The organism is Nocardia sp. BMG51109 (assembly GCF_000526215.1).
Taxonomy (GTDB): domain Bacteria; phylum Actinomycetota; class Actinomycetes; order Mycobacteriales; family Mycobacteriaceae; genus Nocardia.
In genome coordinates this window covers 6372415-6386527 of record NZ_JAFQ01000004.1, presented here as the reverse complement: position 1 = coordinate 6386527, position 14113 = coordinate 6372415, and the positions used below count along the sequence as shown (strand labels likewise).

Annotated in this window: 12 protein-coding genes; all 12 read right to left on the bottom strand. The window is 69.6% G+C overall.

Annotation, left to right across the window (positions count from 1 at the left end; genetic code table 11):
• Positions 1-483 precede the first annotated feature (483 nt).
• The 12 genes from D892_RS0130240 to dop all read right to left on the bottom strand — a co-directional run bounded on the left by D892_RS0130240 (position 484) and on the right by dop (position 13827).
• A complete protein-coding gene (locus D892_RS0130240) occupies positions 484-1047 on the bottom strand; it encodes a GNAT family N-acetyltransferase (protein ID WP_024804829.1) in 564 nt (187 codons plus the stop codon).
• Positions 1048-1061: 14 nt separating this feature from the next.
• Positions 1062-1868 carry a DUF4333 domain-containing protein gene (locus D892_RS45730; RefSeq protein ID WP_051499208.1) on the bottom strand — a complete coding sequence of 269 codons (807 nt, stop codon included), beginning with the start codon at positions 1866-1868 and terminating at the stop codon, positions 1062-1064.
• A gap of 181 nt (positions 1869-2049) precedes the next feature.
• On the bottom strand, positions 2050-4746 hold the full coding sequence (locus tag D892_RS0130230) for an RNA helicase (RefSeq protein WP_024804827.1): 2697 nt from the start codon (positions 4744-4746) through the stop codon (positions 2050-2052).
• Positions 4747-4749: 3 nt separating this feature from the next.
• Positions 4750-5739 carry a twin-arginine translocase subunit TatC gene (tatC, locus tag D892_RS0130225; RefSeq protein WP_024804826.1) on the bottom strand — a complete coding sequence of 330 codons (990 nt, stop codon included), beginning with the start codon at positions 5737-5739 and terminating at the stop codon, positions 4750-4752.
• 138 nt (positions 5740-5877) lie between these two features.
• Positions 5878-6135, bottom strand: a complete 258-nt coding sequence (tatA, locus tag D892_RS0130220; RefSeq protein WP_024804825.1) for a Sec-independent protein translocase subunit TatA — start codon at positions 6133-6135, stop codon at positions 5878-5880.
• Positions 6136-6198: 63 nt separating this feature from the next.
• The gene (locus D892_RS0130215; RefSeq protein WP_024804824.1) at positions 6199-7239 is read right to left on the bottom strand and encodes a 2-dehydropantoate 2-reductase; all 1041 of its coding nucleotides are present in this window, start codon (positions 7237-7239) and stop codon (positions 6199-6201) included.
• Positions 7236-8249 (bottom strand): YafY family protein, encoded by a 1014-nt coding sequence (locus tag D892_RS0130210; protein ID WP_024804823.1) that lies wholly within the window; start codon positions 8247-8249, stop codon positions 7236-7238. The genes D892_RS0130215 and D892_RS0130210 overlap by 4 nt, the downstream gene beginning before the upstream one ends.
• A 37-nt stretch (positions 8250-8286) precedes the next feature.
• A complete protein-coding gene (locus D892_RS0130205; protein ID WP_024804822.1) occupies positions 8287-9285 on the bottom strand; it encodes a YafY family protein in 999 nt (332 codons plus the stop codon).
• A 60-nt stretch (positions 9286-9345) separates the two neighbouring features.
• Positions 9346-10704, bottom strand: coding sequence for a Pup--protein ligase (pafA, locus tag D892_RS0130200; RefSeq protein WP_024804821.1), 1359 nt, complete (start codon positions 10702-10704; stop codon positions 9346-9348).
• Positions 10705-10899: 195 nt separating this feature from the next.
• Positions 10900-11703: a proteasome subunit alpha gene (gene prcA / locus D892_RS0130195; protein WP_024804820.1), complete on the bottom strand. Its 804-nt coding sequence runs from the start codon at positions 11701-11703 to the stop codon at positions 10900-10902.
• Positions 11704-11905: 202 nt separating this feature from the next.
• Positions 11906-12100, bottom strand: coding sequence for a ubiquitin-like protein Pup (locus tag D892_RS0130190; protein ID WP_024804819.1), 195 nt, complete (start codon positions 12098-12100; stop codon positions 11906-11908).
• A 227-nt stretch (positions 12101-12327) separates the two neighbouring features.
• Positions 12328-13827 carry a depupylase/deamidase Dop gene (gene dop / locus D892_RS0130185; RefSeq protein ID WP_024804818.1) on the bottom strand — a complete coding sequence of 500 codons (1500 nt, stop codon included), beginning with the start codon at positions 13825-13827 and terminating at the stop codon, positions 12328-12330.
• Between the last annotated feature and the right edge of the window lie 286 nt (positions 13828-14113).

Sequence of the window (14113 nt, the reverse complement as noted above, 5' to 3'; positions counted from 1 at the left end):
AACATCGCACGAGCCCTGTCGGCCCGTGTGACCACCGGTGATCCCAAGGCCGGTGAGCCCCGTCGGCCCCTCCTCAGGCAGGTTACGAACGTGGTGCCCACCATCACGCGCGCCGCTTCCCGCGACACGGCAGCCCCGCCGACTGCCCTGGGGTATCAGACCGACATGACGGCGCCGACCTCAGAGGAGCACCCGCTCGCCACGTCCCGCAACACCGAACCCGCCGAGCGCCCCCAGGGGGCGTGAGACCCATATGAGGGCGCCGGTTCGCAGAGGAGCACCCGCTCGCAGCACCGACGGCGCCCCGCCATCGGCCGCCCACCATCCCGCCGGCAGCCGGACCGTCGCGTGCGCACCGGCAGCGCGCCGCGCCGGAAATCGAGAGGGCAAGCGCGAGCACAGGATTCGCTCTGTCACCACGTCGACATGTCTCGCCGAGCCCCTTCGCGCACCCCCGTCGAAACAACACGCGGGCAGCCCGCGTCAGACTGGATCGCCCGGTAGCAGGCTGTACAGCACCGAATCTCGGCGCCTACCCCGGAAGGGCAGGTGCGCGCGCAGTACACCTTCCCGGACGAATCCGCACCGCTCGGCGACGCGCTGGGACGCCGTATTGTCCGGCGCACAGGTCAGCTCCAGCCGCTGCACCGACAACCGAGCGAACGACCATCCCGCCAGCAGCCGGACCGTGCGGCTTGCCACACCACGGCCACGCGCCGCCGCCGTCAGCCAGTAACCGATCCCCGCGCGGCCCTCGTCGAAACCCGTGTCGTACACCGAGGTTCCGCCCCACACCCGGTCGGGGTCCCCGGCGTCCGCCACCGCCAGCGACAGTTCGTGGCCGCCTTCGCGCGCGAATTCCTCCGCGGCGAACCGGGCAACCACATCCGCCTCCGTCAGCGGCCTGACGAGGGGCCAGGAGAATCGCAGGCACAGCGGATCCGAGAAACCCGCGAACCGCTGTCCCAGATCCGACTCGCGCCAGGGACGCAGCAGCACCACGCCATCGGACAGCGGCGGATCCGGATACGGCAGCGCACCCCGCACCCGCGGGCCGGCGCTCAGTTCGGGCGGCCTACCTCGTAGGTGCCGTCGTCCTTCGTGACCTTGACCGTCACCTTCTTCTTCTCGCCGCCGACGTTCAGATCGCAATCGAAGGCGTTGCCGACCTCCACCTTGTGGTCGCCCGCGCAGCTCACGTTCTGCACGTCATCGATGCCGTAGGAATCCTTCAGCACCTTCTGCACGCCATCCTGCACGGCCTTGTTGTCGAGCTTGTCGCTGGACAGGAACACGAAACCCAGCACGGCGCCCACCACGATCACGACCACCAGCACGGCACCGCCGATGAACAGGCCCTTCTTGGATTTCCCGCCGCCGGTGGTCTGCAGCGGCTGCTGGCCCCACTGCTGCTGACCGGGCTGCTGCGGCTGCCCCCACTGCTGCCCCGGCTGCGGCTGCCCCCACTGCTGACCGGGCTGCGGCTGGCCCGGCTGCGGCGGCTGGTTCCACTGCTGCTGAGTAGGCTCCCAGGCCTGCTGCGGCGGCTGCTGCGGCCACGACGGCTGGCTCTGCTGGCCCCATTGCGGCTGCTGCGGCTGCCCCCACTGCTGACCGCCCTGCGGCGGCTGGCCCCACTGCTGGCCGCCGCCCTGCTGGCCACCCCACTGCTGCGTGGGCTGTGCGGCACCACCGGGCTGCTGGCCGCCCCACTGCTGAGTGGGCCCCGCCGATTCGGGCGGCTGACCGCCCCACTGCTGAGTGGGACCGGCCGGCTCCGGTGGCTGACCGCCCCACTGCTGGGTCGGATCGTTCGGGCGTCCCTCCCCTGGACCAGGGGTGTCGCTCGGTCCATACGGGCCGCTCATCTGCCTGCCTCCACTCGCACTCGTCGTACACACACTTGCCCCCCGCGTGAGAAGAAGGGCACTCACCACGGTCGGTACTGCAAGCATCCAATCACAGTCGCTCGCGCCCCGTCCGGATTGCCGTCGTTCACGCAGGTGTCCGCCGATCCTCCCTCATCACCGGCGGATCGCATACTCCGGCCTACGCGGCATCCACGGCGACCACGCCCCGGCGGATCGCCTTCACCGCCTTCGCCGCCGTGCCGGCGACCTCCGCGTCGTCGGCGGTCTGATGGATCTGGTCGAGCAGGTCGATCACCTGCCGGCACCAGCGCACGAAATCGCCCGCCGACAGTGGATCCCCCTGCTCACCACTGGCGAGGAGGGATTCCGCCAGCCCGTCGCCGCGGGCCCACTTGTACACCCCGGTAACGAATCCGAGGTCGGGTTCGCGGGTCGGCACCAGCTTGTGCCGTGCCTCGTCGGTGCGCAGCTCGCTCCACACACCGACCGTCGCCCCGATGGCCCGCCGGATCGGCGCCGTGGGCCCGGCCGCGCCGAGATAGCCGCCCGTGTCCTGCCGGGACTCGTACACCAGGGTCGACACGACCGCCGCCAGCTCGGCGGCGCCGAGCCCCCGCCACAGACCCAGCCGAAGGCTCTCGGCGACAACGAGATCGGCCTCGGTGTAGATGCGCGCGAGACGCCGGCCCTCGGCGGTCACCTCGCCGCCGTCGACGTATCCGCGCTCCTCCAGCAGCCCGACGATCCGGTCGAAGGTGCGGGCCAGCGAATTCGTGGTGGCCGCGACCTTGTGCCGCATGGATTCCGTCTCGCGCTCCAGCCGGTTGTAGCGTTCGCCGGTGCGCGCCAGCTGTTCCCGGTCGGGCCGGGTGTGGGCCGGATGCGAGCGCAGCGCCCGCCGCAGATTCTGCAGTTCCCGGTCGTCGGCCGCCTTGGAACGGGAACCGCGGCGCTGCCGGCCCGGCGCGCTGATACCGGTGCTGCGCAACGCCGAGGCCAGATCGCGGCGGGTGCGCGCGGTGCGATGGTCGACGTGGCGCGGCAGCCGCATCCGCCCCAGCGGCTGCGCCGGGGTCGGGAAGTCGGCCGCCGAGACCCGGCCCGCCCACTTGTCCTCGGTCAGCACCAGCGGACGCGGATCGCCGGGCGAGGCATCGGGTTCCAGGATGACGGCCAGGCCCTGGCGGCGGCCGGACGGAATGGCCACCACATCACCCCGGCGCAGCGCGGTCAGCGACGCGACCGCGGCGCCCCTCCGATCGGCCCGCCCCTGCCGTTCCAGATCGCGCTCGCGCTGCTTCACCCGCTCCCGCAGCGACAGATATTCGAGGAAGCCCTCGTCCCCGATCTGCGAGCGCAGCTTGCGTAGTTGCCCCTCGTTGCGCTCGATGCCGCGGACCAGACCCACCACCGACCGATCGGCCTGGAACTGCGCGAACGAGCGCTCCAGCAGCGCCCGCGACGCCTGTGCGCCCGTCCGGTCGATCAGGTTGATCGACATGTTGTAGCCCGGCCGGAACGAGCTGCGCAGCGGATAGGTCCGGGTGGAGGCGAGCCCCGCGACCGCGCTGGTGTCGACGTCGGGATGCCAGACCACCACCGCATGCCCCTCGACGTCGATTCCGCGCCGCCCCGCCCGGCCGGTCAGCTGGGTGTACTCGCCGGGGGTCAGTTCGGCGTGGGTCTCGCCGTTGAACTTCACCAGCCGCTCCAGCACCACCGTGCGCGCGGGCATGTTGATGCCCAGGGCCAGCGTCTCGGTGGCGAAGACCGACCGCACCATTCCGCGCACGAACAGGTCCTCGACGGTGTGCCGGAAGGCGGGCAGCATGCCCGCATGGTGCGCGGCCAGCCCGCGGTGCAGCGCCTCGCGCCACTCCCAGAAGCCCAGCACCTCCAGATCCGTGCGCGGCAGATCGCCGGTGTGCTTGTCGATGATCTCGTCGATCACCTCGTGGTCGCCGTCGCGGCTCAGATCCAGGCGCGACCGCACGCACTGCGCCAGCGCCCCGTCGCACCCGGCGCGGCTGAAGATGAACGTGATCGCCGGAAGCAGCCCCTCCCGGTCGAGCACGGCCAGCATCTCCGGGCGCGGCAGCGGGCGGTAGTAGCGCCGCGGACCGCCCCGGCCGCGCGGGCCACCGTTCGAGCCGTTCATCCGGTCGGCTTCCTCGCGGTGCTTGATGTAGCGGACCAGATCCTCGTCCACCACCACCTTCCGCTCGCTGGACTTCTGATCGAACAGATCGAACATCCGCCGGCCCACCAGCACGTGCTGCCACAGCGGAACCGGCCTGGTCTCGTCGACGATCACCGCGGTGTCGCCGCGCACCGTCTCCATCCAGGCGCCGAACTCCTCGGCGTTGCTCACCGTCGCCGACAGGCTGACCAGCCGCACGTCGGGCGGCAGGTGCAGGATGACCTCCTCCCACACCGCGCCGCGGAAGCGGTCGGCCAGGTAGTGCACCTCGTCCATCACGACGTACGAAAGTCCCTGGAGGGCATCCGAACTCGCGTACAGCATGTTGCGCAGCACCTCGGTGGTCATCACCACGACCGAGGCGCCCGGATTCACCGACTGGTCGCCGGTCAGCAAACCCACCGACGCGCGGCCGTAGCGTTCGACCAGATCCGCGTACTTCTGATTCGACAGCGCCTTGATCGGCGTGGTGTAGAAGCACTTGCCGCCCGCCGCCAGGGCCAGATGCACCGCGAACTCGCCGACCACGGTCTTGCCGGCGCCGGTGGGTGCGCACACCAGGACACTGTGCCCGCCCTCGAGGGCCTCGCACGCCTGCCGCTGGAACGGATCGAGAGTGAAGGTGAGTTCGCCGGCGAATGCCGTGAGTTCGCCAGTCAGCGACCTAGGTGCCACCTGTCAGAGGGTATCGGAGTAGTCCGACACCGGGCGCGGCGTTTTCTCCGGCCGGGCGCCGACCGGCCCGGCGGCGGGCACCGGTTCGGGCGCGTCGACCGGCGTGCTGCCGCCGACATCGACCGGCCGGTCGTCCAGCGGCGAGGCCTCGTCGTCGGACAGCGAACTCCAGTCCTCGTGCTTGCGGGCGCGCCGCCTGTCGTTGAGCCGGGCGATCTGCACCGCCACCTCGAACAGCACCGTCAGCGCCCCCGCCAGCGCCAGCATCGAGAACGGGTCCTGCGGGGTGACGATCGCGGCGAACACGAACAGGCCGAAGATCAGCCCGCGGCGCCACTTCTTGAGCTTCTCGTAGCTCAGCACGCCGATCATGTTCAGCCCCACGATCAGCAGCGGCGTCTCGAAACTGACGCCGAAGATGATCAGAAGCTGGATGATGAAACCGAAGTACTGCGAACCGCTCAGCGCCGTGATCTGCACGTTGCTGCCGATGCCCATCAGGAAGCTCAGCGCGTGCGCGACGACCCAGTACGCCAGCACCGCCCCCGCGACGAACAGCACCGCGCCCACACCGACGAAGCCGATCGCATGCTTGCGTTCCTTCGCGTACAGCCCCGGCGTGACGAACGCCCACAGCTGATACAGCCACACCGGGCAGGCCATCACGATGCCCGCGGTCAGGCCCACCTTGAGACGCAACATGAACTGCTCGAACGGCGCGGTCGCCAGCAACCGGCAGGCGCCGTCCGGGCTCAGCGCGGCCCGCGACGACGCCGGCAGCGAACAGTACGGGCCGCGCAGGAGGTCACCCAGGCTCTCGACACCCAGAAATCCGTACCCGTACCAGAGGAAGCCGAGAATCGTGGTGAGGGCGACCGCCAGCAGCGACTTGAGCAGCCTCGCACGCAGCTCACGCAGGTGCTCGACCAACGGCATGGTGCCGTCGGGATTCGTCCTGCGCCGGCTGCGCCGGGGGTCGAACGGTATGCGCATGGATGTGACTGCCTCGCTGATCGCCTGGCCCGATACGTGGACACGCCCGCCCGCCGCGCGCCGGCGCCGGTCTCCGGCCACTGCGCGCGACAGCATTCATCCCGGGATGATCGCCTCATCCCGGGATCGATGACTCCGCTATGCCTTGTGCGTTTCCGGATTCGCCTTCGGCGCCGGGTCGGCCGACTGCGCCGGCGGCAGCTCCTGAGTCGAGGCCTTGGCCTGCGACGACTCCTGCTTCTGGGTGCCGTCGGACTGCATCTCGCTCATCTCGCTCTTGAAGATGCGCAGCGACCGACCCAGGCCCCGGGCCGCGTCCGGCAGCCGCTTGGCACCGAAGAGCACCAGCACCACCAGGGCGATGATCAACCAGTGCGTCGCGCTGAGTGAACCCATCGATTACCTCCAAAGACTGTGGTAGGTCCGATATTACCGGACCCGGCGACGCGAACCCGCTAGTCAGCTCCCGTTCGCGGGGGCGCGAGCGGTACTCGCCGCCTGCAACTGTGCCAGCAGCTCCGGACCCGACCACCTGCGGGGGTCGCCGTTCTCGGCGGCCTCGACCAGCTCCAGCAGGCGGGCGTTCACCGGGGTCGGCGCCGCGACCATCTCGCCCAGCCGCACGATCTCCCCCGACAGCCATCGGATCTCGGTGCGGCGGCCCCGCGCCAGATCGTCGGCCATCGACGAGCGGGCCATCGGATCCACCGCCAGCACGCTGCCCGCCACCCGGCCGAATACGGCGTCCGGCACGGTCAGCAGCCGCGCCATCAGGCCCGGCGGTACCGGGGTCAGGCGGGCCGGGCGGATCCGGGCGCGGCGCATCACGGCCAGCGCCTCGGTCTGGGTCAGCGCCAGGCAGCGGCGGTAGGCGCGATCGGCCAGCTCCTCGCGCAGCGGCCGCCCCGACAGCGCGTTGATCGGATTGTTCAAATTCAGCAGCAGCTTCGCCCATTGCACCGGACGCAGGTCGGCATGCCGTGCCGGCTCGAGCCCGGCGCGGCGGAAGAGGGGGACGAATCGCTCCAGCGCCGGGTCGGCGGCGACGGCCAGGCCGCCCTCGGTGCCGCGATGGAAGTGGCCGCCGCCCTGGTGCACGACATTGAACATGACCATGCCGGCCGGCACCACGGCCGACGGCAGGATCTCCCGGATCACGGTGTCGTTGCCGATCCCGTTCTGCAGGCTCAGCACCACGGTGCCGGGCCGGATCCGGTCGGCGAGTTGTTCGGCGGCGGACGCGGTCTGCGCGGATTTCACCGTCATCAGCACCAGATCCGCGGCGCCCGCGTCGTCCGGCGCGGTCGCCACGCGGAACGCCGGCGCGGCCACCCGGTCGTCACCGCCGTCCAGATCGGTCAGCCGCAGCCCCGAGGCGGTGATCTCGTCGAGCAGCCGCGGCCGGCCGACGAAGGTCACCTCCGCACCCGCGGCCGCCAGCTTCCCACCCACGAAGAGGCCGATGCTGCCGGCGCCGAGCACCGTCACGCGAAACGTCAAGCGGGCCCGACCTCCTCGATCACCGTCTCCTCGTAGCCCGCGCCACCGGACTCCGCCAGCTCGGCGTAGGCGGCCAGCGCGGCATCCGACCGGTCCCGCACGGCGGCCACCAGTTCCGCCGGCGCCAGGACCGTCACCCCCGAACCGAAGCCCAGCAGCAGCCGCGCCATCCAGTCCAGCGTGGCGAAGCGCATCGTCGCCTCCGCGCTCCCGTCGGGATGCACCACCACCCGGTGCATCGGGTACTGGTCCAGCACCCAGCCGTAGTCGGCGTGAATCCGCAAGCGCGCCAGCGGTATCGCGGGGTCGTCGGAGAACAGGTCCAGCGCCGCCGACTCGTCGGTGGCGTGGCTGGGCGGCCGGGCGGGCTCGTCGAGTTCGGCCGCCTCCTCGATGCGGTCGAACCGGAACAACCGCACCCCCTCCGCCTGGCGGCACCAGGCCTGGAGATAGGAGTTGTTGTCCACCAGCACTATCCGGATCGGGTCGACCACCCGCTCGGACACCACGTCGCGGCTCGCCGAGTAGTACACCAGCCGCAACGCGCGGTTGGCGGCCAGCGCCGAGCGCACGGTGGTGACCGCCGGGGCCTCCGCCGGAGCGGGCGGTTCCGGGCCGGTCACCCGCTCGGCGTCCTCGGCGATCGCCGACTCGATCTTGGCCATCGCCGAGCGCGCGGCCGTGGGATCCACCATGCCCGGCAGATCGGCCAGCGAGCGCAGGCCCACCAGGATCGCGGTCGCCTCGGTGGAGGTCAGCCGCAGCGGGCGGTCGATACCGGCGGAGAAGGTGACCTCGATGCTCTCCTCGGAGAACGACAGATCGATCAGATCGCCCGGCCCGTATCCCGGCAGGCCGCACATCCACAGCTGGTTCAGGTCGTTCATCAGCTGTTTGGTGGTCACCCCGAGTTCCGCGGCGGCCTCGGCGGCGCTGATTCCGGGATTGGCCAGGAAGTACGGCACCATATTCAGCAGCCGGGACAACCGCGTGGACAGCCGGCTGCTCACGCCCTCACCTCACGGCTCCCGGCACCCGCCGACACGCTCACGACGCGCCCACCTCCGTCCGCTCCCGCACCGACCGCAGCCGGGCGATCACATCCTCGCGCAGCTCGGCGGGGGCGAGTACCAGCGCATCCGGGCCCAGCCCGGTGATCAGGCGCGCCAGCCAGTCGCGCGAGCGCACCGGAACCTCGACGATCGACCCGGACCGCCCGCCCAGCTCGCGGTCCTCCACGACCGCGCCGAGCCGGCGGATGTCCTGGCCGCGCCCCTCGGCGACCCACACCGTCGCCGTACCGCTCACCGGCAGGCTCCCGCTCACCCGGTCGACGATTCTGCGCAGATCCGCGTCGCCGGGTTTGTGCACGACGTTCTCGGGGCCGTAGGCGGTCACGTCGTCGCCGATGCGGGAGATCCGGAAGGTGCGCACCGCGTCGCGGTCGCGATCGTGCCCCACCAGATACCAGCGCCCGTGCCGGGTCACCACGCCCCACGGTTCGACGTCGCGCATCAGATACGGCGCGTTGTGCGAGCCCCGGTGCTCGAACCGCACCGCCCGCCCGGCATCGATCGCGGCCAGCAGCCTGCCAAGCGCCGCATCCGAACCGCGGGTGCGCGCCGGCACCGCGGGCACCGAGGCCAGGGCCGCCCCCGGCTCGACGTGGATGCCCGCCGCGCGCAGTTTCAGCAGCGCGCCCTCGGCCGCCGTCGCCAGCTCGGGAGACTCCCACAGCTGCACGGCCACCGCCACCGCGGCGGACTCCTCGCTGGTCAGATCGATATCGGGGAGTTCGTAATCGGCCCGGTCGATGCGGTAGCCCTCCTGGCCGGAGTACCGGCCGACCGGACCGACCTCCAGCGGGATGCCCAGATCGCGCAGTTCGTTCTTGTCCCGCTCGAACATCCGGCTGAACGCCTCGTCGCTGGCGGAGTCCTCGTATCCGGCCACGCTGTCGCGGATCCGCTCCGCGGTCAGGAACTGCCGGGTCGACAACAGCGCGATGACCAGATTCATCAGCCGCTCGACCTTGGATATCGCCACGCGACACAGAGTAATCGGCCCGCCCCGACGCATGCGCGTCGGCGCACTATTCGTGTCGCGTCACATCGACGCGATCAGCCGGTCCACTCGTTCGTCGACGGAGCGGAACGGGTCTTTACACAGGACCGTGCGCTGGGCCTGGTCGTTCAGTTTCAGGTGGACCCAGTCGACGGTGAAGTCGCGGCCGGCCTCCTGGGCGGCGGTGATGAAATCGCCGCGCAGCTTGGCGCGAGTGGTCTGCGGGGGCTGGGTGACCGCGGCATCGACGGCCTCGTCCTCGGTGACGCGTTTGGCCAGGCCCTTGCTCTGCAGCACGTCGAATACGCCGCGGCCGCGCTTGATGTCGTGGTAGGCGAGATCGAGCTGGGCGATCTTCGGGTCCGACAGGTCCATGCCGTAGCGGTCCTGATAGCGCTGGAACAGCTTGCGCTTGATCACCCAGTCGATCTCGGTGTCGACCTTGGCGAAATCCTGCGCCTCCACCGCGTCCAGGGTGCGGCCCCACAGGTCCACCACCGCGTCCACCTGCGGATCGCGCTCGCGGTTGCGCAGGTGCTCGACGGCGCGGGCGTAGTACTCCCGCTGGATGTCCAGCGCGCTCGCCTGCCGGCCGCCGGCCAGCCGCACCGGGCGGCGGCCGGTCAGATCGTGGCTCACCTCGCGGATCGCGCGGATCGGGTTGTCCAGGGCGAAGTCGCGGAACGACACCCCGGCCTCGACCATCTCCAGCACCAGCGCCGCGGTGCCGACCTTCAGCATCGTGGTGGTCTCGGACATGTTCGAGTCGCCGACGATCACGTGCAGGCGGCGGTACTTCTCGGCGTCGGCGTGCGGCTCGTCGCGGGTGTTGATGATCGGGCGCGAGCGGGTGGTCGCCGAGGAGACGCCCTCCCAGATGTGCTCGGCACGCTGCGACAGGCAGAACGTCGCCGCCTTCGGGGTCTGCAGCACCTTGCCCGCGCCGCAGATGAGCTGGCGGGTGACCAGGAACGGCAGCAGCACGTCGGAGATCCGGGAGAACTCGCCGGCCCGCACCACCAGGAAGTTCTCGTGGCAGCCGTAGGAGTTGCCGGCCGAGTCGGTGTTGTTCTTGAACAGGTAGATGTCCCCGCCGATACCCTCCTCCGCCAGGCGCTGCTCGGCGTCGATGAGTAGCTCCTCGAGCACTCGCTCACCGGCACGGTCGTGGGTGACCAGCTGCACCAGGCTGTCGCATTCGGCCGTGGCGTACTCCGGGTGGGATCCGACATCGAGGTAGAGCCGGGCACCGTTGCGGAGGAACACGTTCGAGCTGCGGCCCCAGGAAACCACCCGGCGGAACAGATACCGGGCCACCTCGTCAGGGCTCAACCGACGGTGGCCGTGGAACGTGCACGTCACCCCGAACTCGGTCTCGATCCCCATAATTCGTCGCTGCACCCCATCGACATTACAGCCATGCCCTGTCCGAAATGGGCTGTGCGCGCAAGCCGATGCATACGGGTTCGCAACGATTTCGCACTCGATGCACAGGCGCACAGCCTGCGAACTCGGCAAATGACAAGACCCCCTTGCACTCGGTGCTGCCGAGTGCAAGGGGTCGCTGTCTGATCGGTCACCGCGCGGACGCGGATCTCAGGAATCGGAAGAATCACCCGCCGAAGGCGATTCGGGCGCGTCGCCCTCGGCCGGCGGTTCCGCGGCCTTTCCGTCCTTCGTCGCCTCGTCGTCGGCCAGCAGGCCCTGCAACGCGGCACTGGAGATGCGGCGGAACGCCCGCCGCGGCCGAGCCTGCTCCAGGGTGGCCACCTCGAGCGTGCCGACGCCGAGCACCCGCTTGTCCTTGTCCTTGTCGTTCTCCGGGGCGCCCTTCTGCAGTGCCTGCAACGCGACCTTGATCGCCGCGCGCAGGTCCAGGCCGGGCTGGTACGTGTCCTTCAGCGCGGTGACGATCGGCTCGGTGTTGCCGCCCATCACCACGTAATCGCGTTCGTCCACGATCGAGCCGTCGAAGTTGATCCGGTACAGCACCGCGTCCGGGTCCCGCTCCGGATAGCCGACCTCCGCGATGCAGATCTCCACCTCGTAGGGTTTGAGCTGATCGGTGAAGATCCCGCCGAGCGCCTGCGCGTACAGGTTGGCCATCGCCCGCCCTGTCACGTCCCGCCGATCGTACTGGTAGCCCCGTATATCCGCCTGCACGATCCCGCCGCGCCGCAGGCTTTCGAACTCGTTGTACTTGCCGACGGCTGCGAAGCCGACGCGGTCGTACAGCTCACTCACCTTGTGCAGAGTCGCCGAGGGGTTTTCGGCGACGAAGAGCACACCCTTCTCGTACACCAACGCCACGACGCTGCGGCCCCGTGCGATGCCCTTGCGCGCAAGTTCGGTCTTGTCGCGCATGATCTGTTCGGCCGACGCGTAGTACGGCAGCGTCATACGTTCACACTCCCTTTCTCCACACCGACTCCTCGACGATCATCGAGAAGGCCCATTCCGTACGACACCGCCTCGGGTGAGGCGATGTCGAGAGCATGACCGAAATCGCTGCGAGGCAACGGATCCGGGGCATACCTCCGGGGGCGTTCGGAACGAGAGGGCAGGGCGAACCCCATGAGGAGCCGCAAGGGGTTGCCTGGTGTCACTGGCCGCCTTTCTGAACGTATGCGCGCACGAAGTCCTCCGCGTTTTCCTCGAGCACATCATCGATCTCGTCGAGCAGGTCGTCGGTCTCGTCCGCCAGCTTCTCGCGACGCTCCTGTCCCGCGGCGTCAGTACCGACCGCGTCATCGTCCTCGTCGCCACCACCGGCGCGCTTGGTCTGCTCTTGTGCCATAGCAGCCGACCTCCTCCGTACTGATATCGGCGAGCATCGGAGCGAATCCGATGCTCGTGTGCTTCAACACTACCGGTACCGGGTGCCCATTTTGGTCTCACTCGCTGGCAGTCGCACGATTACTCACCGGACACTCGGGTCCGACACACCGCTCCCCGTGCGATAGCAACAGCAAATAACGTCGGCCGCACAGGCTTCCGGTCGAGTTCGCTCGCTGCCGCGGAGCGTCAGGTGGTGAGCTTTTCGACCAGTTCGGCGGCGGTGTCCACACCCTCCAGCAGCTTGCCGACATGCGACTTCGTGCCACGGCGCGGCTCCAGCGTCGGGATCCGGACCAGCGAGTCCCCGCCCAGGTCGAAGATCACCGAGTCCCAGCTGGCGGCGGCGATATCGGCGCCGAACCGGCGCAGGCACTCGCCGCGGAAGTAGGCCCGGGTGTCGGTCGGCGGGGTGGTCATCGCGTCGACCACCTGCTGCTCGGTGACCAGCCGCTGCATCGAACCGCGCGACACCAGGCGGTTGTACAGGCCCTTGTCCAGCCGCACGTCGGAGTACTGCAAGTCCATCAGATGCAGCTTCGGGGCGGCCCAGCCGAGGCCCTCGCGGCTGCGCATGCCCTCCAGCAGGCGCAGCTTCGCCGGCCAGTCCAACAGATCGGCGCACTCCATCGGATCGCGCTCGAGCAGGTCCAGCACGTGCGCCCACTTCTCCAGGACATCGGTGACCCGCGCGTCGTCGGTGCCCTCCCGGCCGTGGAACTTCTCCACCCGGTCGAGGTAAACCCGTTGCAGCGCAAGGCCGGTCAGCTCGCGGCCGTCGGCCAGCGCCACCGTGGCACGCAGCGACGGATCGTGGCTGATCGTGTGCACGGCGGTGACCGGGCGGGCCAGCTGCAGATCCGACAGATCCTCGCCCGCCTCGATCAGGTCCAGCACCAGCGCGGAGGTGCCGGCCTTCAGGTAGGTGGCCCATTCCGCCAGGTTGGCGTCGCCGACGATGACGTGCAGCCGGCGGTACTTGTCGGCGTCGGCGTGCGGCTCGTCGCGGGTGTTGATGATGCCGCGCTTCAGGGTGGTCTCCAGGCCGACCTCGACCTCGATGTAGTCCGACCGCTGGGACAGCTGGAAACCGGCCTGATCGCCGGACTGGCCGAGGCCGACCCGCCCGGACCCGCAGACCACCTGGCGGGATACGAAGAACGGCGTGAGGCCGACGATGATCTGGTTGAACGGCGTCTCCCGGCTCATCAGGTAGTTCTCGTGGGTGCCGTAGGAGGCGCCCTTGCCGTCGACGTTGTTCTTGTACAGCTGCATGCGCGGCGCGTTCGGCACGCTCGAGGCGTAGCGGGCCGCCGCCTCCATCACCCGCTCCCCCGCCTTGTCCCAGATCACCGCGTCCAGCGGGTCGGTGACCTCGGGCGCCGAGTACTCCGGGTGGGCGTGGTCGACGTACAGGCGGGCCCCGTTGGTGAGGATCATGTTCGCCGCACCCACCTCATCGGCGTCGATCACCGGGGCGGGCCCGTTGAGCCGCCCCAGATCGAAGCCCCGGGCGTCACGCAACGGCGACTCCACCTCGTAGTCCCACCGGGTGCGCTTGGCACGCGGCACACCCTCCGCTGCCGCGTATGCCAGCACCGCCTGGGTGGACGTGAGAATCGGGTTGGCCGACGGCTCGGAGGGCGTGGAGATGCCGTACTCGACCTCGATTCCGATGATGCGCTGCATGCCAGAATCCTATCTGCGCCGCGGAACATCTCCGTTGCGGGTTGCGGCAGGAGGTGGACCGGTGCGACACGGCCCCCAGGTACGCCCTCGGGCGCGGGCGGCGCAGTGGTACGTATCGGCCATTTGTTCACCGACATGGCGTCAAGCCCCGTTTCTATGGGCGTCCGAATACTCTCGGACGCACGAAGGCCCCTTGAAGAGGCCAACAGATCACGATAGGATCGAGCCAGGGTCTTGGTTCGAATGTCAACTTTCCGGGGGGTTCCCGTATGAGATCTGGATCCGG